At 59.9% G+C, this 19131-nt stretch carries 17 protein-coding genes; 10 read left to right on the top strand and 7 right to left on the bottom strand.

The features are described 5' to 3' along the window. Window positions 1-132: 132 nt before the first annotated feature. Window positions 133-444 carry a heavy metal-binding domain-containing protein gene (locus ACTO5E_RS00375; protein ID WP_482300581.1) on the top strand — a complete coding sequence of 104 codons (312 nt, stop codon included), beginning with the start codon at window positions 133-135 and terminating at the stop codon, window positions 442-444. A gap of 518 nt (window positions 445-962) precedes the next feature. On the opposite strand, the gene mgtE is transcribed toward ACTO5E_RS00375, so the two are convergent. Together mgtE and ACTO5E_RS00365 are read right to left on the bottom strand one after the other, a co-directional pair. Then, on the bottom strand, window positions 963-2321 hold the full coding sequence (mgtE, locus tag ACTO5E_RS00370; protein WP_482300579.1) for a magnesium transporter: 1359 nt from the start codon (window positions 2319-2321) through the stop codon (window positions 963-965). A gap of 553 nt (window positions 2322-2874) precedes the next feature. Beyond that, entirely contained in the window at window positions 2875-3930 is a 1056-nt protein-coding gene (locus ACTO5E_RS00365) for a zinc-binding metallopeptidase family protein (protein ID WP_482300577.1), read from the bottom strand. 268 nt (window positions 3931-4198) lie between these two features. Between ACTO5E_RS00365 and ACTO5E_RS00360 the strand changes: the two genes are divergently transcribed. Together ACTO5E_RS00360 and ACTO5E_RS00355 are read left to right on the top strand one after the other, a co-directional pair. Then, window positions 4199-5332, top strand: coding sequence for an anaerobic sulfatase maturase (locus ACTO5E_RS00360; protein ID WP_482300575.1), 1134 nt, complete (start codon window positions 4199-4201; stop codon window positions 5330-5332). Then, window positions 5329-6123, top strand: coding sequence for a sulfite exporter TauE/SafE family protein (locus ACTO5E_RS00355; RefSeq protein ID WP_482300573.1), 795 nt, complete (start codon window positions 5329-5331; stop codon window positions 6121-6123). Before ACTO5E_RS00360 ends, ACTO5E_RS00355 begins: the two co-directional genes overlap by 4 nt. Before the next feature lie 319 nt (window positions 6124-6442). Here ACTO5E_RS00355 and ACTO5E_RS00350 read toward each other — a convergent pair whose 3' ends face one another. Beyond that, window positions 6443-7468, bottom strand: coding sequence for a YdcF family protein (locus tag ACTO5E_RS00350; protein WP_482300572.1), 1026 nt, complete (start codon window positions 7466-7468; stop codon window positions 6443-6445). Between the two features lie 377 nt (window positions 7469-7845). On the opposite strand from ACTO5E_RS00350, the gene ACTO5E_RS00345 reads away from it, so the two are divergent. Then, a complete protein-coding gene (locus ACTO5E_RS00345; RefSeq protein WP_482300570.1) occupies window positions 7846-8277 on the top strand; it encodes a hypothetical protein in 432 nt (143 codons plus the stop codon). 319 nt (window positions 8278-8596) lie between these two features. Here the strand turns inward: ACTO5E_RS00345 and ACTO5E_RS00340 are convergent, their stop codons facing one another. The 3 genes from ACTO5E_RS00340 to ACTO5E_RS00330 all read right to left on the bottom strand — a co-directional run bounded on the left by ACTO5E_RS00340 (window position 8597) and on the right by ACTO5E_RS00330 (window position 11858). After that, a complete protein-coding gene (locus tag ACTO5E_RS00340) occupies window positions 8597-8908 on the bottom strand; it encodes a hypothetical protein (protein WP_482300569.1) in 312 nt (103 codons plus the stop codon). A gap of 150 nt (window positions 8909-9058) precedes the next feature. Beyond that, window positions 9059-11089: an ABC transporter permease gene (locus ACTO5E_RS00335; RefSeq protein ID WP_482300567.1), complete on the bottom strand. Its 2031-nt coding sequence runs from the start codon at window positions 11087-11089 to the stop codon at window positions 9059-9061. Beyond that, the gene (locus ACTO5E_RS00330) at window positions 11082-11858 is read right to left on the bottom strand and encodes an ABC transporter ATP-binding protein (protein ID WP_482300565.1); all 777 of its coding nucleotides are present in this window, start codon (window positions 11856-11858) and stop codon (window positions 11082-11084) included. The genes ACTO5E_RS00335 and ACTO5E_RS00330 overlap by 8 nt, the downstream gene beginning before the upstream one ends. Before the next feature lie 314 nt (window positions 11859-12172). Between ACTO5E_RS00330 and ACTO5E_RS00325 the strand changes: the two genes are divergently transcribed. Genes ACTO5E_RS00325 through ACTO5E_RS00315 form a run of 3 tightly spaced genes read left to right on the top strand, consistent with a single transcriptional unit; the run spans window position 12173 to window position 13760 of the window. Then, entirely contained in the window at window positions 12173-12673 is a 501-nt protein-coding gene (locus ACTO5E_RS00325) for a hypothetical protein (protein WP_482300563.1), read from the top strand. Window positions 12674-12688: 15 nt separating this feature from the next. Beyond that, complete coding sequence (locus tag ACTO5E_RS00320; protein ID WP_482300561.1) at window positions 12689-13174, top strand: RNA polymerase sigma factor; 486 nt, start codon at window positions 12689-12691, stop codon at window positions 13172-13174. Next, a complete protein-coding gene (locus ACTO5E_RS00315; protein WP_482300559.1) occupies window positions 13164-13760 on the top strand; it encodes an anti-sigma-I factor RsgI family protein in 597 nt (198 codons plus the stop codon). Before ACTO5E_RS00320 ends, ACTO5E_RS00315 begins: the two co-directional genes overlap by 11 nt. Window positions 13761-13846: 86 nt before the next feature. Here ACTO5E_RS00315 and ACTO5E_RS00310 read toward each other — a convergent pair whose 3' ends face one another. Beyond that, on the bottom strand, window positions 13847-14479 hold the full coding sequence (locus ACTO5E_RS00310) for an RICIN domain-containing protein (protein WP_482300557.1): 633 nt from the start codon (window positions 14477-14479) through the stop codon (window positions 13847-13849). A 393-nt stretch (window positions 14480-14872) separates the two neighbouring features. Between ACTO5E_RS00310 and ACTO5E_RS00305 the strand changes: the two genes are divergently transcribed. The 3 genes from ACTO5E_RS00305 to ACTO5E_RS00295 all read left to right on the top strand — a co-directional run bounded on the left by ACTO5E_RS00305 (window position 14873) and on the right by ACTO5E_RS00295 (window position 19128). After that, window positions 14873-17332 (top strand): cation-translocating P-type ATPase, encoded by a 2460-nt coding sequence (locus tag ACTO5E_RS00305; RefSeq protein ID WP_482300556.1) that lies wholly within the window; start codon window positions 14873-14875, stop codon window positions 17330-17332. A 243-nt stretch (window positions 17333-17575) separates the two neighbouring features. Further along, a complete protein-coding gene (locus ACTO5E_RS00300; RefSeq protein ID WP_482300554.1) occupies window positions 17576-17905 on the top strand; it encodes a hypothetical protein in 330 nt (109 codons plus the stop codon). 35 nt (window positions 17906-17940) lie between these two features. Further along, window positions 17941-19128, top strand: a complete 1188-nt coding sequence (locus ACTO5E_RS00295; RefSeq protein ID WP_482300552.1) for an MFS transporter — start codon at window positions 17941-17943, stop codon at window positions 19126-19128. Window positions 19129-19131: the final 3 nt, after the last annotated feature.

Genomic DNA, 19131 nt, shown 5'->3' with positions numbered 1-19131 from the left:
ACGCAAGTATTCCTTGCGGTTTTCTCCTTGAAGCTGACCGCTTCTGGTCAAAATTCCGTCATTTCCTCTATTTTCAAACAAGCCCTAGGCGTAGCACGACACTTTTTTAATCACCCGAAAGGAGTCATACCCATGTTAGTTGTCACCACAGAGACCATCCCCGGCCAGGAGATCCAGGTCCTGGGCCTGGCCATGGGCAGCACCATCCAGTCCAAAAACCTTGGCCACGACATTGGCCAGAGCCTGAAAACCCTGGTGGGCGGCGAGCTCAAGTCCTACACCGCCATGATGGACGAGGCCCGGAACATCGCCATTCAGCGCATGGTCAACCAGGCCGGCGCTATGGGTGCGGACGCCATTGTCAACCTGCGCTTTGCCACCTCGGCCATTATGGCCGGCGCGGCGGAGGTAATGGCCTACGGCACGGCAGTACGGTACAAGTAAGGTTTTGCTTCTGTAGCAAACGCATCCGGGCCCCTGTAGGGCTGCATTGCTCCGGGTACTTGGCAAGGCCCAGTACAGCGCGCCAAGCCGCAAACCCACCGAGCTGATGGGCGGGACCAAGGCCATAAGGCCTTGCCGTAGGGTGATGATAGTAAACGCACTTGAAAATCGGTACATATCGATTTTCAAGCAGAGCGGCGCGGGCATCCCGTGCCGCCGGCAAACACTCCGTGAATTGTGCCCCAGAGGCTTTCTATTACTCCTTAAGAACCTGTATTCATAGGTGGAAGATGCCGGAGTGGCGAGGGGTTTTGTCGCCCTGCAAGGCAAAAAATCGCAGGAATACTTGCCGTATTTCAAGATTTTTTAACGCAGCAGGACGGCAAAAGACCCGTCCCTCCGGCGTTCAACGCCTGTGAATACAGGTTCTAATTCCCGTTAGCTATTACACGAAAAAGCAACGCCCTGGCGGAAATCCGGGACGTTGCTTTTTTGTTCTATATGTGCAGGGAAAATCGCTATATTCCCAGCACCAGCTTTGCGATGTTGAAGTAAATGGTCAGGGCGATCGCGTCCACAATGGTGGTGATCAGGGGGCTGGCCATGACCGCCGGGTCAAAGCCCAGCCGCTTGGCCAGCACCGGCAGGCAGCTGCCCACCAGGTTGGACACCAGTACCACAGCCATCAAAGTGGCGCACACCACCAGGGCAACCGGCAGCCCCACCCGGTCGATGAGCATGAGCTTGACAAGGTTGGCCGCTGCCAGTGTGCAGCCGTTGAGCAGCGCCACGGCGGACTCCTTGAGAACCACCCGGGGCACATCCCCATACCGAATCTCGCCCAGAGACAGCCCGCGAATGATGGTGGCCGAGCTCTGGCCTCCGGAGTTGCCCCCTGTGTCCATCAGCATGGGAATGAAGCCGGTGAGCGCCACGCTGGCCGCCAGCGCGCCCTCATAGGCGGAGATGATGCCGCTGGTAAAGGTGGCGGAGATCATCAGAAACAGCAGCCAGGGCACCCGCTTGCGCCAGGTCTCCCAGATGCTCGTGCGCATATAGGGCCTGTCCGAGGGGGCCATGGCGGCCATTTTCTCAATGTCCTCTGTGGCCTCCTCCTCAATTACGTCAATGGCGTCGTCCACTGTGACAATGCCCACCAGCCGCTCCTCCGCGTCCACCACCGGCAGGGCCAGAAAATCGTAGCGGCTCAGCTCCCTTGCGGCCTCCTCCTGGTCGGTGTGGGTGCTGACAAATTTGATGTTGGTCTCCATAATATTGCGGATGACCTCATCCTTCCGGGCCAGCAGCAGGTCCTTCACCGTGACAATCCCCTCCAGCTTCCGGCGGCTGTCGGTGACATAGCAGGTGTAGATGGTCTCCTTCTCCACCCCGGTGCGGCGGATGCGCTCAAAGGCCTGCTCCACGGTCATGCTGCGCTTCAGGTCCACATACTCCATGGTCATCATGCTTCCTGCGCTGTCCTTGGGGTAGTTGAGCACCTGGTTGATCATCTTTCTGGTTTCCGCGTCTACATGGCGGAGAATTTTCTTCACGACATTGGCGGGCATCTCCTCAATCATGTCCACCGTGTCGTCTAAAAAGAGCTGCTCCATCACCTCGTCCAGCTCCCGGTCGCTGAAGCTTCTCACCAGCAGCTCCTGGGCCTCGGGGGACATGTAGGCAAAGGCGTCGGCGGCCAGCTCCTTGGGGCACAGGCGGAACAGCACCGGCACCTTCTGCTCCGGCAGCTCCTCCAACAGGACGGCGGCGTCGGCTGGGTTCAAGTCCTTCACCACAGCGGCCGCCTGGGTGTACTTTCTCTCTTCCAGCAGGGCCTCCAGCTGAGAGAGGTTTTCGGCAAGAATATGGTTTTCCATTTGTGTACCTCCTTTGCTTTTGCGGTCCGAACATCAGCACACGGAGAAGTACACAGCGCGCGGTCCCGAAAACGCGCGGCCCGGCATAAGCCAGGGTCTTTCGATCAGAGACACAGTCTCAGGGCCTGAAAGCCTCGGTTGTCAAGACGCAGCAGGCGAGCCGGGCGAGGGGTTCTCGGGGTTCGGCGCTGTCGCTACTTCGTGGAACGCTCACAGGGCTCACCTCACAATACAAAAATGTAGGGGACAGGCGCAGCTGTCCGCCAAGTATATGGTAGCCTGTTTGGGGTGAAAAGTCAAGTGGAAAATAGCGGGCACAGCCGGAAGAGGAACGCAGAAAAGGTCCGCGGCACAAGCAGCCCAGCAGGCCCGGCCGCTTGGTATGGTTTTCCCGCAGGCCTGAAGTCCTGCCCCTTCCCCTTTCCCGCTGAATGACAAACGGCACAGCCCGCACAGGCTGCGCCGTTTCTGTCAATACGTCCTCTGTTGTCCCGATGCGCGGGCTTTCTTTCCGCCGCGCGAAGCCGGCGCCCTGCCGGCAGTCTTCCCGGTCCTACGGCTTGACGGTACAGAAGTCAAAGCCCGCTTCCAGCTCTCGGGAGAGCCGCACCAAAAAGCCGGCCAGCAGGCGGATGCAGTCCTCTATATCCTTCCAGCTGCCCACCTCCACAGAGCTGTGCATGTACCGCAGGGGGATGGACACCAGGGCCATAGGAATGCCCAGCCCCGCCCGGTTGACCGTGTCGCCGTCCGTGCCTGTGCGGCCGGTGGCAATCTCCCACTGGACAGGCATTTGCAGCTCCTCGGCGGTCTCCCTCAACAGGCTGTTCAGCCGCTTGTTCACCACAGAGGCCATGCACAGCACCGGCCCGCCGTTCAGCTTGACCTCTCCCGTGTCAGCGGGGTCCGTGCCCGGGGCGTCGCTGGCCCAGGTCACGTCCACGGCAATGGCACAGTCAGGCTGAATGCGGGCAGCAGCATAGTAGGCTCCCCGGCCGCTGGTCTCCTCGCCCACCGTGGTGGCCGCGTAAATGCCCAGAGAAGCCCCCTGGGCCGCTGCCTCCCGGGCGGCTTCCAGAACTACGAAAGCGCCGGTGCGGTCGTCCAGGGCCCGGCAGGTGAAGCAGTCATTCAGCAGCTCCCGCACATGGGCGTCAGTGCAGACCGGGTCGCCCACAGCAACCACAGCCTGGGCCTCCTCCCGGGTCACAGCGCCAATGTCCACCAGCAGGTCCGAGGCGTCTGTCTTCTCTTTTTTCAGCAGGTCCGAGGAGGTGGCAATCACCCCGGGGACCAGGGTTCCCTGGTGCCAGACCTGCACCGGCGAACCCACATAGAGCTTGGGCCGCACGCCCCCCGCGCCGGTAAGATGCAGCAGCCCCTTCCCGTCAATATGGGTGACCACAAAGCCGATCTCGTCGATGTGGCCGCAGAGAAGGATTTTGTGGGGCGAATGGGGGTTGACCACAGAAACAGCGTTGCCGCTGGGGTCGGTGAGCTGAGTGTGGGCGAACTCCCGGCCAAAGGCCAGGGCCTTGGCCTGAATGGCCTCCTCATAGCCGCTGACAGAGGGGGTGGCGAGCAGGTCCTTCAGAAATTCTCGATTCATTCCGGTTCCTCTTTTCCTTTATTGAGTAGGTGCCTGGGCTCATTATAAATCACAAGCCGGTCAAATGCAAGATGCGCGCCGGGAAGAAAAGACGATGGGGAGGCTTTTACGCCCGGGCGCGGCGCCCCGGAGCCGCTGCCCGCACCTCATCCCCCTCCCCGCCATCCGGCTTTTCTTGACATTTTCCCCCATCTCCGATACAATGAATTCAATATCTCAGCACGGCGTTTTACCGGCCCAACCAGTCCCCAGGAAAGAAGGTGCTGTCATGCCCGCCCTCAGTCTGCTGATCAAGCCCGCGTCAGGGGCCTGCAACCTGCGCTGCCAATACTGCTTTTATCATGACGAGCAGCAAAACCGGGAGACCTTCTCCTATGGCTTTATGTCAGAGGAGACCCTGGAGCTACTGATTAAAAAAGCCCTGGAATACGCCAGCGGCTCCTGCACCTTTGGCTTTCAGGGAGGCGAGCCCACTCTGCGGGGGCTGGATTTCTACCGCCGGGCCGTGGAGCTGCAAAAAAAGTACAACCGCCGGCGCATTCCCATTGCCAACGCCATACAGACCAATGGGCTGCTGCTGGACGACGCATGGGCCCAATTCCTCCACGACAACCATTTTCTGGTGGGCCTCTCTCTGGACGGCGGCAAGGACGTTCACGACAGCTGCCGCACAGACCCGGAGGGCAAGGGCACCTTCAACCGGGTGCTGCAGGCCGCCCAGAAGCTCACAGCCCATCAGGTGGACTTCAACCTGCTCACCGTGGTCACCAACCGCACGGCGGACAATATCGGGAAGATTTACGGCTTCTACCGGCGCTCCGGCCTGCTCTACCAGCAGTACATCCCCTGTCTGGACCCTCTGGGGGCGCGGCGGGGCTTGTCTCCCTGGTCGCTGACCCCGGAGAAGTACGCCCAATTTCTCAAGACGCTGTTCGACCTGTGGTATCGGGATGTGGCGGAGGGCCGGTTTATCTATATCCGATACTTTGAGAATCTTCTGGGCATGCTCCTGGGCCGTCCCCCGGAGAACTGCGGCCTCAGCGGCCAATGCGCCATACAGAATGCAGTGGAGGCCGACGGCTCTGTTTACCCCTGCGACTTCTACTGTCTGGACCAGTGGCGGCTGGGGAATATCCGGGACACAGGCTTTGAGGAGCTGGCCTGCTGCGAAACGGCCCGGCGTTTTCTGGCGGAGGGCGTTCTGGGGCGGAGCAGCTGCCAGAGCTGCCCCTACGCTTTCCTCTGCCGGGGCGGCTGCCGCCGGGACCGGGAGCCCTTGGACGGACCGGGCAATTATTTCTGCCAGGCCTACCGGGAGTTTTTCCCCTACGCTCTGCCCCGGCTGCGTCGGACAGCCCGGGCCCTCCGGCTGAGCATGGCGGAGGAGGGCGGGCGGTTATGACAGCGGTGGTTATGTTTCTGGTGTGTCTGCTGGCCTCAGGGCTGGGGTCTGTGGCAGGGTACGGCGGCGGGGTCATCATCAAGCCGGTGCTGGACGCCCTGCATATTCTGCCGGTGTCCACAATCAGCTTTTTGTCCGGCTGCACGGTGCTGGCCATGGCCGCGGCCTCTCTGTTGAAAAGCCGGGGCAACGGGGTCAAGCTGCCAATCAAGACCACCACGCCTCTGGCTGTGGGCGCGGCAGCGGGCGGGCTGCTGGGCAAGGAGCTGTTCCAGCTGGTCAAGTCCGGCTCCAACGAAAATGTGCTGGGGCTGGTCCAGTCCGGGCTGCTGCTGCTCACGACAGCGCTGGTGTGGCTGTACACCCGCAAAAAGGACCAGCTGCCCTCTTACCGCCTGAAAGGCCTGCCGGTATGCGCCCTGGCAGGGCTGGTCCTGGGGGTGGCGTCGGCATTTTTGGGCATTGGGGGCGGGCCGCTGAACGTGGCGATGCTGTTCCTTTTCTTCTCTATGGACGCCAGACAGGCGGCAAAGAACTCCATTTTTATCATCCTGTTCTCCCAAAGCGCCAGCCTGGCCAGCGCCCTCTGCCAACAAAATGTGCCTCCCTTTTCCTGGCTCCACCTGCTGCTCATGTCAGCCGGAGGCATTGGCGGGGCTTTGCTGGGAGCGGCGTTCAGTAAGAAAATGGACAACAAGGCAGTGGAACGCCTGCTGTTGGGGCTGATGCTGGTGATCATTGGCATCAATCTCTATAACACAGCTGTCTTCGCCGCAGCTGTCTGGTGCTGACATGCTCCAAGGTCCGCGCGGGAGAAAGGCCGCTATGAGCCAGGGCGGTTTCCCCGGCTCCATAGCGACGCCTTCCGGCCCAGCTCTGCCAACAGGGGTGCGGCCGCTGTTATAAACTGTATATGCTGAAGGGGTCAGAGTCAAACAGCCTTGATATGTGAAAGGAAGCCTGCGCTTGACCTGCCAGCGGGCTTCCTTTTTTGACAGCTCCCGCGCCCCGTCCAGCCCAAGCCGCTACAGGCCGGGCTTGTGGCCAATCGTCAGGGGGGCATGACCCAGGAGCGTCCCCTGCTCCGTCATTCCGCAACGCCGGGCCCCGCTACCGGCTCAGCACATACAGCAGAAGGATCAGCCCCGTCCACAGCCCCAGCACAAGCAGATGCCGCTTTTTCGTCAGCTTCAGGTATCCGGCAAACTCCCTGAGCACTGCGTTCAGGGTGAAGTACCATCTGGTTTTGGCCCCATAGCCTACGCAGCGTATGCCCTGCCGCCGGGCAATCAGCAATGCCCGGAACACATGGTAGGCTGTGGTGACCACCGCAATGCGGGGCCGCTCCTCCGGCATCAGGGCCCGGGAGAAGCGAAGGTTTTCCTCTGTGTTGGCGGAGCGGTCCTCCACCAGCAGTCGGGCCGGGTCTGCGCCCCGGGCAATGGCGTAAGCGGCCATGGCACGGCCCTCGGGCAGGGTCTCGCCAGGGCCCTGCCCGCCGGAGAGGACCAGCCGCGCGCCGGGGTTGCGGGCCAGCAGCCTCAGGCCCCGGTCTATGCGCCCGGCCAGCAGCGGAGGCACCTGGTCCCCGTTAAGCCCCGCACCCAGCACAATAATATAGTCCAGCTTCCGGCTCTGCCGGAAGTGGAAAAGGTTCAGCAACGCCGAGAGCACATACATTGCCATCAACGCTAACAGGTATACCGCCGAGCAGCTGACGGCAATATACAACGCCGTACCCAGAGAGCCCTTGCTCCATCCCCCCACTGCCGGCCAGATAAACAGAAAGCCAAACCACAACGCCGCAAAGGCCAGAGACAGCAGATTGCCAGGGCGCAGTCCCTCCCTGCGGACCACCCGCACGCCCTCTACCGCGAAAATTCCCAGCAGCAGCAAGGGGAAGACCAACGCCAGCAACGCCGCGGCTCCTGCCAGCAGCACCAGAGTCAGAAACAGCCAGCGGTGGGCTGTCAGCCAAGAGGCGTATACTGCCGCCACAGTCAGCAGAAAAGCGCCAAATGCCAACAGCAGCAGGAAGAAGGAGAAGCCGCTCCACAAACTGCGGGGCTCGCGGAGCATCACCCCCACGAACACTCCTAAAAATATCAACAGCACCACGGTCATCACCTGCGGCATTTTACCTCTCCCCTTCCTCGTTTTCCTCTTAAGAACTTGTACCAATCGGATTTGCGCCTGGATTTTCGAGGAAATTTTGCCAATGCGCAAATCCTCGGGCAATCTGGCGATTGTTAGGGGTTTGCAACACAGTCAACCGTGAAATTTGCCGAAAAGGCAGGCGCCAACTTCGATTGGTGCAAGTTCTTAGCTTACCATATTATGTGACCTGGGTAAACGCAAATTCAATTTCAGATTTTCCGCCCCTGCCGAAGGAGCGTTTTGGCGTGACATGCTGACCCGCCGGGCTGTGGAACACATCTTTGTCCCCCCTGGCATATGCTGGGGTATCAGAACCCGGGACCACAGGACCCGCTGCGCTTGGGAGGGACAAGAGTATGAGACAGGATGGAGCCATGTGGGCCTCTGCGCCGGAGACAACCGCAAAGAAGCAGGAGGAGGGGCTGCGGCTGCTGGAGGAGTCCCAGCGGCTGCTGACCCTCATCGCCCTTGGGGTGGCCATGCAGTACCGCTCCCTGGACATGGAGAGGGCCCGGCTGCTGGGAGACGGCTGCGGCGACCCCAAAGAGATGCAGGCGGCGGCCTCCCTGGTGACGCTGGGGGCGTTGTTCGGCTTTCAGCGTCAGGCGGAGGGGCTGGTGCGCCAGACCTGCCAGGCCGGCGGCACACCGGATGTAACCGACGTCCGGCTGGGGGCGGTGAGCATTCTGACCGCCCTCATCCGGCTGCTCCGGCTGACTGCCGTTCCCAGGGAGTCACCCGCCCAGAGCCTGGACAGCCTGGAGGAGCTGACCGAGCCTGTGATATAAATGCGGCGCGCAAGCTGTACGCGCCGGCGAAAAAAATGACTGCGCAGCCCGCCCACAATCTTCGTGGGGCGCTGCCTAACGCAAAAGGAAAGCGTCCGGCCTATCCGGCGCTTTCCTTTTCTGTCCGGTCCCGCTTAGGGCTTGTTTGAAAATAGAGGAAATGACGGAATTTTGACCAGAAGCGGTCGGCTTCAAGGAGAAGAACCGCTGTAGTTAGCTACGCTAACTACGCCAATACTTGCGTATTACGAGGATTTTCGACGCAGGAGATGGCTGCTTCTGGGTAAAAAGACGGCGTTTTCGATTTTTCAAACAAGCCCTAATGCCGGAGCCGCCGGTAGAGGTTGCTGGCAAAGGCTGTCAGCGCAATCATCGTGCAGGCGGCCAGCAGGAGGCTGAGGCCCCACCAGAGGATTCCGGCCAGGTCACAGCGGCTCCACACGGTCAGGTCAAGCAGATGGTCCGACGCCCAGCTAAAGGGGGTCAAGACCAGGTCAAGCAGAGCGGAGACGACCTTGACCCCTATATGAAAGCTCCCCATGGCCAGCTTCCCAATCATTTCGCCGGCCCAGACGACCAGCTTCCCGGCATAGCCCAAAAGGGTCCAGAAAGCGGTAAAGAATGACATCATTTTTCACAACCTCCTCAATTTGATTTTTACACAAAAGCTTCCGCCCGAGACGAAGCTCGATTCCCTTCCTGTTGACTGCCTCATGTCCCGGCTCTCAGGAGACTTTCCGAAGCGGACGCCAAAAGCTCTGAGCCGCCAGGCCAGCTGCCCTTAATTCCGGCTGGTGCTCTCTACAATTTTATAATAGGTTCGGGCTGTCAGCAGGTAAATAATGAGGTACATCACCCCAAACACCCCCACGCAGCCTGCCATAGAGGTGACAATCAGCTGAACGTTTACCGCGTTCATCAACGCCAGAATCTTTTGCAGCATGGGGAAGGCAAAGCACAGATGCATCACAGCCGTTGCCAGGGGCAGGAAGAACACCAGCAGCACCTGGCTGTGAATGCTCCTCTTGACCTCCTCCTGGCTCATGCCCACCTTCTGCATAATGTCGAACCGGCGGGCGTCCTCATAGCCCTCGGACACCTGCTTGTAGTATATAATCAGCACCGTGCCCATGAGGAACATGGCCCCCATGAACAGCCCCAGGAAGAACACCCCGCCATAGAGGCTTGTGAAGTCCTCCCGGATGCTGGGCTTGCTCATAAAGCTCATGGAAAAACCCTCGCCGTTTTCCACGGTTTTCCAGTCGTGGGACTTCCCGTCGATCCATTCCCGGATTTCAGCGGCCACGGTTTTCACGGTGTCCGGGTCGTGGCCCGCGATGTCGAAGCGGAAGATGTGCTCGGCCCAGTACCAGGACTGGTTTCTTCCATTGCCTTCATCATCCAGATATAGCTTCTCGCCCTGGATCACCGCCGGGTCGTTGAGCACCAGAGCATAGCTCTCGTAGCCCATCATGTAGCTGGTGTCCCGGTCCCGACCGGGCAAATCGATTTTTTCCACCTGATAGGTCTTGTCAAACACGGTCATGGTGTCATAGGGGAAGGTTCCCGCCGGGTCGTAGAGCAGCACCTGGTCCGCCGCCAGGGTGCGGCTGTCATTGAAGTATTGGTTGTAATCCTCTATGCTGTAGACGTCGAAGCTGGCGTAGATGGAGCTTGCCAGCCCGCTGTTCACATAGAGGGCGTTGTCCACCCGGGAGCAGGCGAACAGCCAGGAACGCCGGTCCACTATATTCTCCATCTGAGCGTTGTTCCGGGCGCAGGCGGCGGCCGCCTCCTGGCGGAGCTCTTCCAGGTCCTCCTCCGCGACGCCGGCGAAGCTCACCTCCACGTCTTGGGGGCAGCGCTGGTTTACCGCGTCCTCCACTCCGGTATACAGGGAGAAGGTGGTGGACACTGTCACCAGCAGGCAGGTGAACAGGATGCAGATGGAGGCAAGGCCCGCGGCGTTCTGCTTCATGCGGTAGAGCATGCCTGAGACAGTGGTGAAGTGCTTGGTTCTGTAATAGAAGGACTTGTTTTTCTTCAACAGCTTCAGCAGAGCGGTGATGCCCACAATGAACAGCAGGTAGGTGCCCAGAATCACCAGCACCACCGCCACAAAGAACATCACCAGGGCGTCCATGGGGTTGGTGATGGACAGGGAGAGATAGTACCCTGTCCCCAGCAGGCCCAGGCCAAGAACAGCCAGCACCCAGTGGGCTTTGGGCTCCTTCTCTCCCACCTCGCCCCCGTGAAGGAGCTCGATGGGCTTGGAGAGCCGGACCTGCAGAATATTGTACAACGCCGTTGCCAGAAAAATACACCCGAACAACACCACCGCCTGCACAATGGCCGGCAGGGGAATCAGGAAGGGCACCACATTGGCCATGCCCAGCAGGCGCTCCAGAATCAGGAAGAACAGCTTGGAGAAAATGACCCCCAGGGTCAGGCCCAGCCCCAGGCAGATGAGGGCGGTGAGAAGGGTCTCGCTGAGAATGACCCCGGCAATGTGCCGCTTCTCCATGCCCAGGATATTGTAGAGGCCCAGCTCCTTCTTCCGGCGTTTCATCAAAAAGCTGTTGGTATAAAACAGAAAGATGGCCCCGAAGATTGCCACCACCACAACCCCTAAGCCCAAGGCGCTGGCCGAGGTGCGGGCCCCGTAGAACTCCGAGTTCTCCGCGCCCCGGGTGAGGGCGCAGATCATGTAGTACATCATAATAATGCCCGAGCCGGACAGCAGATAGGGGATGGTGACCCGGTAATTTTTCCGCAAATTCTGCCAGGCCAGGCGGGGATACAGCTTAAACATGGGCCTCGGCCTCCTTTTTGCTGGTTGCCAGCACAGTCAGGGTGTCAGAGATGCTCTGGTACATCTGGTCGCCGGTCATGCTCCCCCGGTAAATCTGGTGGAACACCTGGCCGTCCTTGATAAACAGCACCCGCCCCGCCCTGCTTGCCGCCTGAATAGAGTGGGTGACCATGAGCACGGTCTGTCCCTGGCTGTTGACCCGCTCGAAGATATCCAGAATCTGCCCGGCAGAGCGGGAGTCCAGAGCGCCGGTGGGCTCGTCGGCCAGAATGAGCTGGGGCCGGGTGATGATGGCCCGGGCAATGGCCGTGCGCTGCTTCTGCCCGCCGGAGATCTCATAGGGGTATTTCTGCAGCAGAGCCTCAATGCCCAGCATACCGGCAATGGGCAGCAGGCGTTCCTTCATCTCGGGATATTTCTTCCCGGCCAGCACCAGGGGCAGCAGGATATTGTCCTGCACCGAGAAGGTGTCCAGCAGGTTGAAGTCCTGAAACACAAAGCCCAGGTTGTCCCGGCGGAAGGCGGATATCTCCTTCTCCTTCAGGGTGACGAGGTCCCGCATATTCAAAAAGACATTGCCGGAGGTGGGCTTATCCAGAGCGGCCAGAATGTTGAGCAGGGTGGTTTTGCCTGAGCCCGACTCGCCCATAATGGCGGCGAACTCTCCCTCTTCTACCGCAAAGCTCACATCCTGCAGGGCGTGGACCTGGTTGGCCCCCAGGCGGCCCACATAGGTTTTTTTCAGATGTTCCACATTCAAAAGCGCCATTGTGATCTCTCCTTGTTCATCGGTATGGGTAAAGTATAGCGGATAATTCTTACAAAATCCATAACAGCACCTTACAAAAGCCCCTGTCCATGCTTACACTATTGTAAGCATGGCGGTTGGAGGGAAAGCGGCCTGTCCTGTTTTCTCTGCCGCTGGCAGGCAAATCAAAAATGTGCTGAAAAAAACGTTTTCCCCTTCCCTTTTCCCCCGGGCTGTACTATGATAGAGTCAAGGAAAAATTTTTTTGAAACCGTGAATGGATTCTCGGTTCCACAGCGTATTACAAGTAGAAACATAAATCGGAGGGATTTTCCATGAAAAAGTCACTTGCCCTTGTTCTGGCCGTCCTGATGGCCGCTGCCCTGCCTCTCAGCGCTTCCGCCCACGGCCACGTCAGCCAGGGGGTGTGCGGCGGCATCCGCAGCGCTTTCCGTCAGTGTGTGGACTCCTGGCGCAGCCATCACAACAGCTCCGCCTCCTGCCACCACGCAGACCCCAATGGCGACGGCCTGTGCGACAGCTGCGGCAGCACCTGGCATTGCTCCCATGCTGACGCCAATGGCGACGGCCTGTGCGATAACTGCGGCAACGGCTGGAACTGCCCCCACGCTGACGCCAACGGCGACGGTTTGTGCGACAACTGCGGCAACGGCTGGAACTGCCCCCATGCTGACGCAGACGGCGACGGCCTGTGCGACACCTGCGGCAACAGCTGTGGCAATCACTGGTCTGGCGGGAATGGCAATGGCTGCGGCAACGGCTCTGGCTGGGGTGGCGGCCACCACGGCGGCGGCCATCACGGTGGGCGTCACTGATCAGTCCGGACCCCCATGCGCAGTGAGCAGGAGGCCCAGCGGGCCATAGAGCAGTATGCCGACATGGTGCTGCGGCTCTGCCTGATTCAACTGAAAAACCGCGCTGACGCAGAGGACGCGTTTCAAACTGTGTTTTTGAAATACGTCCTCTGTTCTGTCATGTTTGAAAGCCCGGAGCATGAGAAGGCCTGGCTTATAAGGGTCACGGTGAACGTGTGCAAAGACAGCCTCCGGCGGCTGTTCCGCAACCCCACGGTGCCTCTGGATGAGCTGACCCAGCTGTCCGAAGAAGCCACAGAGGACCACCGGCAGGTGCTGGAGGCTGTGCTGGCCCTGCCGGCCAAGTACCGGGACGTGGTATACCTGCATTACTATGAGGACTGCACCGCGCCGGAGATTGGGCGCATTCTACATAAAAACACCAACACAGTCTACACCCTGCTGAACAGGGCAAAAAAGCTGCTGCGAGAGACACTGGGAGGTGACGGGTTTGAGGATTGAAAAAGAGCTGAGAGAGGCCTTTGCAGGCATTCAGGCCGGCGAAGAGCTGAAAGCCCGCACCCAGGCCTATCTGGTCCGGCAGACAAGAGAAAGCGCCCAAAAGCCCCGGGTCCGGCATCCGGCCCGGTGGATTCTGGCAGCCTGCGTTCTGGCGCTGACGGTAGGGCTGGCTGCCGGACGCTGGCTGTACTTCACCCCTGTGTCCTCCATTCACATTGAGATCAACCCCGCTATCGCGCTGAGCGTCAACCGGTTCGGGCGGGTGATTGGCCAGGAGGGGGAGAACCCGGACGGCAAGGCCCTGACAGAGGCCCTGGACCTGCGCTTTTTGGACTATCAGGGCGCAGTGGAGCGGCTGCTGGAGGACGAGGGCATTGCCGCCCTGCTGGACAGCGGTCAGGCCATGTCCATCTATGTGGCCTGCCAGGATGAGGCCCAGTGGAAGCGGATGGTGGCGGACCTGGAAAAATGCACCCAGGGCCGTCGTAATGTAAACTGCCACGGGGGAAGTGAGGCGGCGGGAAAGCAGGCCCATAAACGCCACCGGCACCGCGGCGGGCAGTGCTCGTCAGGAGACGCGGAGTAAGCCCGGGCCCCGCCGCATGAAAAAAGGACAGGGGAAAGGAATCCTTTCCCTGTCCTTTTTTGTTTCTTGTCTCAATCTCAAGGGCCTCAGGCCTGGGTCTTGGGCTTGCGGCCCCGCTTGGCCGGGGTCTTTTTGGCGGCAGGCTTGCGGCTCTGTCTGGCAGGGACAGGCTCCGGAACAGGCTCCGGCTGCTTCTCAGCCTTGGAAGCGGCCTCAGCCTCAGCAGCCTTGGGCTTGCGGCCCCGACGCTTGGGGGCGGGCTCCGCCTGGGCCTGGGCCTCAGCCTGGGGCTCCACCAGCTTCCACTGCTGGCCGGCGCCGTCCACGTCCTCCCACAGCTGGGCAGGCGCGCCGTCGTCGTCACGCATATCCACAATGTCCAGCACCTTGCCAGACTGCACATTGATCAGCTTTTTATAGGTGGCGGTGCCCTTCAGCTGCCACAGCTGGCTGCCGCCGTCCGCCACATCATCCCAGACCTGCGCCCAGGCGCCAGCCTCTGTGCTGCCGTGCATTACGTCCAGCACCTTGCCGCTCTGCTTGTTAAGAAGCTTGACAGCAGACCGTCCCACCTTCACAGGGGTCCACAGCTGGGCGTCAGAGCCGGTTACCGCCGCCTGCTCTACCACGTTGCCGTTCTCCGTGCCAGCGCACTGCAATGCCTTTCCGGTGCGGCGGTTGACGATCAGCAGGTCCTCTTTTTTCTCCCTGGGTGCCATTACAACTACTTCCTTTCGGCGATAGATTCACGCATATTTTCTCTTGGTTATATGGGATATTATAGCGTTTTCTCCTCCCCTTGTCAAATGCCCGCCCCCCTGTGAAAAGGCGGTTTTTTCCGGGAAATCCGGGGGATTTTGGGGGACGGGGCGGTTTGGGGCGAGAATTTTAGCGATAATGAGCAGTTCTTTCAAAAACGCCTGTCAGAAATTCGTAAAAAATATTTTGGAAAAATATAGCTTCCTGCCCTTGGAAAACCGCCCCGCAGGGTGTATACTTAGAAAAGACGCGAAAAAACCCCGGCTTTTCTGGACTTTTCCGGGCACGCGCCGCCCCCGGACAGTCTCCATGTCCCTACTATAATATGATCATTGCAGCGAGGTCATCCGCCCATGCTTAAAAAACATACCCAGCCCCAGGCCACTGTGGCCACAGCAAAAAAAGTCACACGTTTTTACCCAGACCCCCATACGGGTCTGACCTCCCAGCAGGTAGAGCAGCGCATGCGCGAGGGTCTGCATAACGGCGACTCTGGGGTGAAAAGCAAAACCGAGGTTCAAATCATCCGGGAGAATGTGTTCACCTTTTTTAACCTGCTGAACTTTGCCCTGGCCCTGGCTGTTATTCTGGTGGGCTCTCCCCGCAGCGCCCTGTTCATGGGGGTTATTTTCTCCAACATTGTCATCGGCTCCTTTCAGGGCATCCGGGCCAAGCACACCATCGACAAGCTCTCCCTGATCTCCACCCCCAAGGCCCATGTGGTGCGGGGGGGCCAGCGGGCTGTTGTGCCGGTGGAGGAGGTGGTGCTGGACGATATTCTGGTGTATGCGGCAGGCAATCAGATCTGCGCCGACGCCACGGTGGCTGCCGGCGAGTGCGAGGTCAACGAGTCCCTGCTCACCGGCGAATCCGACCCCATTCTCAAGCACCCGGGCGACCCGCTGCTCTCTGGCAGCTTTGTGGTCAGCGGCAGCTGCTGGGCCCAGGTGGAGCATGTGGGGGCGGAGAACTATGCCAATAAAATTGCCGGCGAGGCCAGCGGGGTAAAAAAACGCAATTCTGAAATCATGAATTCCATTGACTTTATTGTAAAGATCATCGGCTTCGCCATTCTGCCCATTGGCGGGCTGCTGTTCTGGAAGCAGTATTTTGTGCTGGGCGACACCTTTCAGAACTCCGTGGTCAGCACCGCCGCGGCTATGGTGGGGATGATCCCCGAGGGGCTGGTGCTGCTCATCAGCCTGGCCTTTGCGGTGAGCGTTATCAAGCTTTCGGCCCGCAAGACCCTGGTGCAGGACATGTACTGTGTGGAGACCCTGGCCCGGGTGGATGTGCTTTGCCTGGACAAGACCGGCACCATCACCGAGGGCAGTATGCAGGTGGATGAGCTCTGCCCCCTGGGGGGATTTACGGAGGAGAACATGCGGGAGGCCCTTGCCGCCCTTGTCCACAATCTGGACGACAGCAACCCCACCTTTCTGGCTCTGAAGGACTACCTGCCCCAGTCAACCGCCTGGCGGGCGGCAGAGACCGTGCCCTTCTCCTCGGCCCGCAAATGGAGCGGGGCCTACTTCCCTGGCCGGGGCTGCTATGTAATGGGCGCGGGGGAGTTTATTCTGGGGGCGGGCTTTGCCGCTGTGCGGGCCCAGACCGAGCAGGCCTCCCGCAACGGCCAGCGGGTGCTGCTGCTGGCCCGGTCTGACATGCCCTTTGAGGAGAAGGCCCTCTCCGGCCAGCCTGTGCCCATGGGGCTGGTGCTGATCAGCGATAAAATCCGAAAAGAGGCCCCCAGCACTTTGCGCTATTTTGCCGACCAGGGGGTGGACCTAAAGGTCATCTCTGGCGACAATGCGGTGACCGTGGCCAACATTGCCCGCAAGGCCGGGCTGGACAACGCGGACAAATATGTGGACGCCACCACCCTGCATACAGACGAGGATATCCGCCGGGCGGTGAAGGAGTATGCTGTCTTTGGCCGGGTGACCCCTCAGCAGAAGCTGTCCTTTGTAAAAGCCCTCCGGGAGGACGGCCATACGGTCGCCATGACCGGCGACGGAGTCAACGATGTGCTGGCCCTGAAGGAGGCGGACTGCTCGGTGGCCATGGCCTCGGGCAGCGACGCGGCCCGCACGGTCTCCAATCTGGTGCTGCTGGACAGCAACTTTGCCTCCATGCCTGTGGTGGTTCAGGAGGGGCGGCGGTCCATCAACAACCTGCAGCGGTCCAGCTCTCTGTTCTTGGTCAAGACGATTTTCTCAGCCCTGATTGGGGTGCTGTTTATTTTCATCAATTACACCTACCCCTTCGAGCCCATCCAGCAAACCCTGATCAGCTCCCTCACCATTGGGGTGCCCTCCTTCATTCTGGCGCTGGAGCCCAACCACGACCGGCTGCGAGGCAAGTTTATCAAAAACGTGATCCGCATGTGCATTCCCGCCGCGCTGACCATGACCGCCAACATTGTGGTCCTCTGCGCCCTGGCGGAGCCCTGGGGGCTGACCTCTGAGGAAACCTCCACCATGGCGGTGATTATGACAGCCATGACCGGCTTTTTCATGCTGTTTAAGGTGAGCACCCCCTTCAACACGCTGCGGGGGCTGCTGTTCTGGGGGCTGCTGACTGCCTTTACTCTGGCGTTCCTGTTCTTCGGCTGGTTCTTTGCCCTGGCGGGCATGACCCTGCCCATGCTGATCGCCCTGCTGCCTCTGCTGCTGTTTGCCATTGTGTTCATGCTTGCCATGCTGCACCTGGTGGACCATGTGATTGCCAACGCCCAAAGCCCGGTGTACCCGGAGAAGGTGCGGCAGCGGATGCGCCGCAGAAAGCACAGCGGCAAAGGGGACACAAAATAGTCAGGTTAATCCGGTCAGCCCCACGTAGAGTCTGTTTGAAAACTCCGAAGCACGGTCTGTTTGGAGCAGAAAGGGTGGTTTCGGCATCAAAAAATTCTCGAATGGCGTCAGCTTTTCCTGCGTTTTTTCCTTGAAGCCACTCGTTCCTGACTAAAAATCCAGCATTTCTCTGGTTTTGAAACACGCTCTCGTAAAACAAAATAACCTCAACCTCTGCCGTCCATCCGCAAAAAGGAGGCCTTTATGGGCAATGTCAACATCTTCGAGATATTCATTTACATCTGCGCCGGGCTGTTCGCCCTGCTCCACCTGATCGCCGCTTTGTCTCAGCTCAAAGCCCGCCCCTTAGCCCCCCGGCTTCTCATGGCCGCAGGGGCGCTGGGCCTGGGGGCTGCTGTCTATGACAGTGTCAACGCCGGGGCTTATGACTGGCTGCTGGCCCTTCTCGCCTGCGGGATGATCTGCGGCGCGGCCATTTGGAATGGCCGGCGTTCCGGAGAGCTTCATCTTTCCCACCACATCACCCGCATTGCTCTGGCTCTCATTCTGGTGATCGACTTTGTGTTCGTGTGACCCGCTACCCTCTTTTCAGAGAGAAAGGCCGCGCTATGCTTTTTCGCTATAAAGGCAGTTATCTGAGTTATATCGTCTTTTACACCGGCTATTACGCCGTTTTTGCCCTGTTTGGCTCTGTGCTGTCCGTGTACCTGAACGGCCTGGGCCTTTCCGACCAGGAGATGTCCCTCATTCTGTCCGCTGCGGGGATATTCTCTTTTTTTGTTACCCCGTTCAGCGGCTATCTCCACGACCGGGCCAGGAACCAGAAGGCCGTGCTGGCCGTCACCCTGGCGTTAATTGCCGGGCTGGCCATGGTCTTCTCCGCCTGCCGCGGCGTGGGGGCTTTGTTTTTGCTCAACGGACTGGTCATGTCCCTGATCAACAGCGTTTCCCCGGTGTGCGAGCGCATTGCCGGCAGCAGCAAATACCGCTATGGCGTTCTGCGGGTGTGGGGCACCATCGGCTATGCGGCAGGGGCCCAAAGCGCCGGCCTGGCTGTGCAGCACCTGCCAGGCTGGGCCCTGTTCGGCCTGACTGCCGGAGCCTGCGGCCTGTGCCTGATCGGGCTGCTGGGGGCCCAGGTGGCCCCGGCGGCACAGTCCCACGACAAAGCCCCAACCAAAGCGGACAGGGAAAAGCCGCCCCTCTCCGCCCTGCTGAAGAGCCCCCCGTTTTTCCTGTTTCTGGCAGTGGGCTTTCTGTTTGCCGGGTGTTCCAGCGTCAACAACAATTACGCGCCCATTCTGCTGGGCCGGCTGGGAGTAGAGGCCGGAGGCGTGGGCACGGTGCTCTTTTTCAGTACGCTGACAGAAATCCCTCTGATTCTGTTCTCCCACCGGTTCATGGACCGGCTTTCCGGCAAGGTGTTGACAGAGGCCTGCCTCGCTATGGCCATTGGGCAGTATCTGGCCTACAGCCTGTGCCGCACCGCCTGGGCGGCTGTGGCAGTGATGGTGCTGGTCAAGGCAGTGTGCTCTACCCTTTACATGATGCTGTCCCTGAAGATGGTGCGCTGCATTGTCCCTGCCGGGCTGACCACCACAGGGCTTGCGGTGGTGGCCACAGTCAACAACCTGGCTGGCGTGGCCCTGCAAAACCTGGGAGGCTATGCCGCGGGCCGGTGGGGTATGGGGGCTCTCTACGGAGGCATGGCGGTTCTGTGCGCGGGGGGGATGCTCCTGGCGGCATTCCTGAAGGTAAAAAACGACGAGCCTGTTTTCTCCGCTCCCCAGTTCTGACAG

The sequence above is a fragment of the Acutalibacter sp. genome (genome assembly GCF_056800975.1).
Note: the sequence above shows the minus strand (reverse complement) of the source record. Positions and strands in the feature narration are given on the sequence as shown.

Bases quoted from the DNA above. Each gene is read 5' to 3' on its own strand.
- ACTO5E_RS00375 (WP_482300581.1), top strand. From the start codon at position 133: ATGTTAGTTGTCACCACAGAGACCATCCCCGGCCAGGAGATCCAGGTC.
- ACTO5E_RS00360 (WP_482300575.1), top strand. From the start codon at position 4,199: ATGCCCGCCCTCAGTCTGCTGATCAAGCCCGCGTCAGGGGCCTGCAAC.
- ACTO5E_RS00345 (WP_482300570.1), top strand. From the start codon at position 7,846: ATGAGACAGGATGGAGCCATGTGGGCCTCTGCGCCGGAGACAACCGCA.
- mgtE (WP_482300579.1), bottom strand. From the start codon at position 2,321: ATGGAAAACCATATTCTTGCCGAAAACCTCTCTCAGCTGGAGGCCCTG.
- ACTO5E_RS00340 (WP_482300569.1), bottom strand. From the start codon at position 8,908: ATGATGTCATTCTTTACCGCTTTCTGGACCCTTTTGGGCTATGCCGGG.
- ACTO5E_RS00325 (WP_482300563.1), top strand. From the start codon at position 12,173: ATGAAAAAGTCACTTGCCCTTGTTCTGGCCGTCCTGATGGCCGCTGCC.
- ACTO5E_RS00295 (WP_482300552.1), top strand. From the start codon at position 17,941: ATGCTTTTTCGCTATAAAGGCAGTTATCTGAGTTATATCGTCTTTTAC.
- ACTO5E_RS00355 (WP_482300573.1), top strand. From the start codon at position 5,329: ATGACAGCGGTGGTTATGTTTCTGGTGTGTCTGCTGGCCTCAGGGCTG.
- ACTO5E_RS00350 (WP_482300572.1), bottom strand. From the start codon at position 7,468: ATGCCGCAGGTGATGACCGTGGTGCTGTTGATATTTTTAGGAGTGTTC.
- ACTO5E_RS00320 (WP_482300561.1), top strand. From the start codon at position 12,689: ATGCGCAGTGAGCAGGAGGCCCAGCGGGCCATAGAGCAGTATGCCGAC.
- ACTO5E_RS00310 (WP_482300557.1), bottom strand. From the start codon at position 14,479: ATGGCACCCAGGGAGAAAAAAGAGGACCTGCTGATCGTCAACCGCCGC.
- ACTO5E_RS00365 (WP_482300577.1), bottom strand. From the start codon at position 3,930: ATGAATCGAGAATTTCTGAAGGACCTGCTCGCCACCCCCTCTGTCAGC.
- ACTO5E_RS00300 (WP_482300554.1), top strand. From the start codon at position 17,576: ATGGGCAATGTCAACATCTTCGAGATATTCATTTACATCTGCGCCGGG.
- ACTO5E_RS00330 (WP_482300565.1), bottom strand. From the start codon at position 11,858: ATGGCGCTTTTGAATGTGGAACATCTGAAAAAAACCTATGTGGGCCGC.
- ACTO5E_RS00305 (WP_482300556.1), top strand. From the start codon at position 14,873: ATGCTTAAAAAACATACCCAGCCCCAGGCCACTGTGGCCACAGCAAAA.
- ACTO5E_RS00335 (WP_482300567.1), bottom strand. From the start codon at position 11,089: ATGTTTAAGCTGTATCCCCGCCTGGCCTGGCAGAATTTGCGGAAAAAT.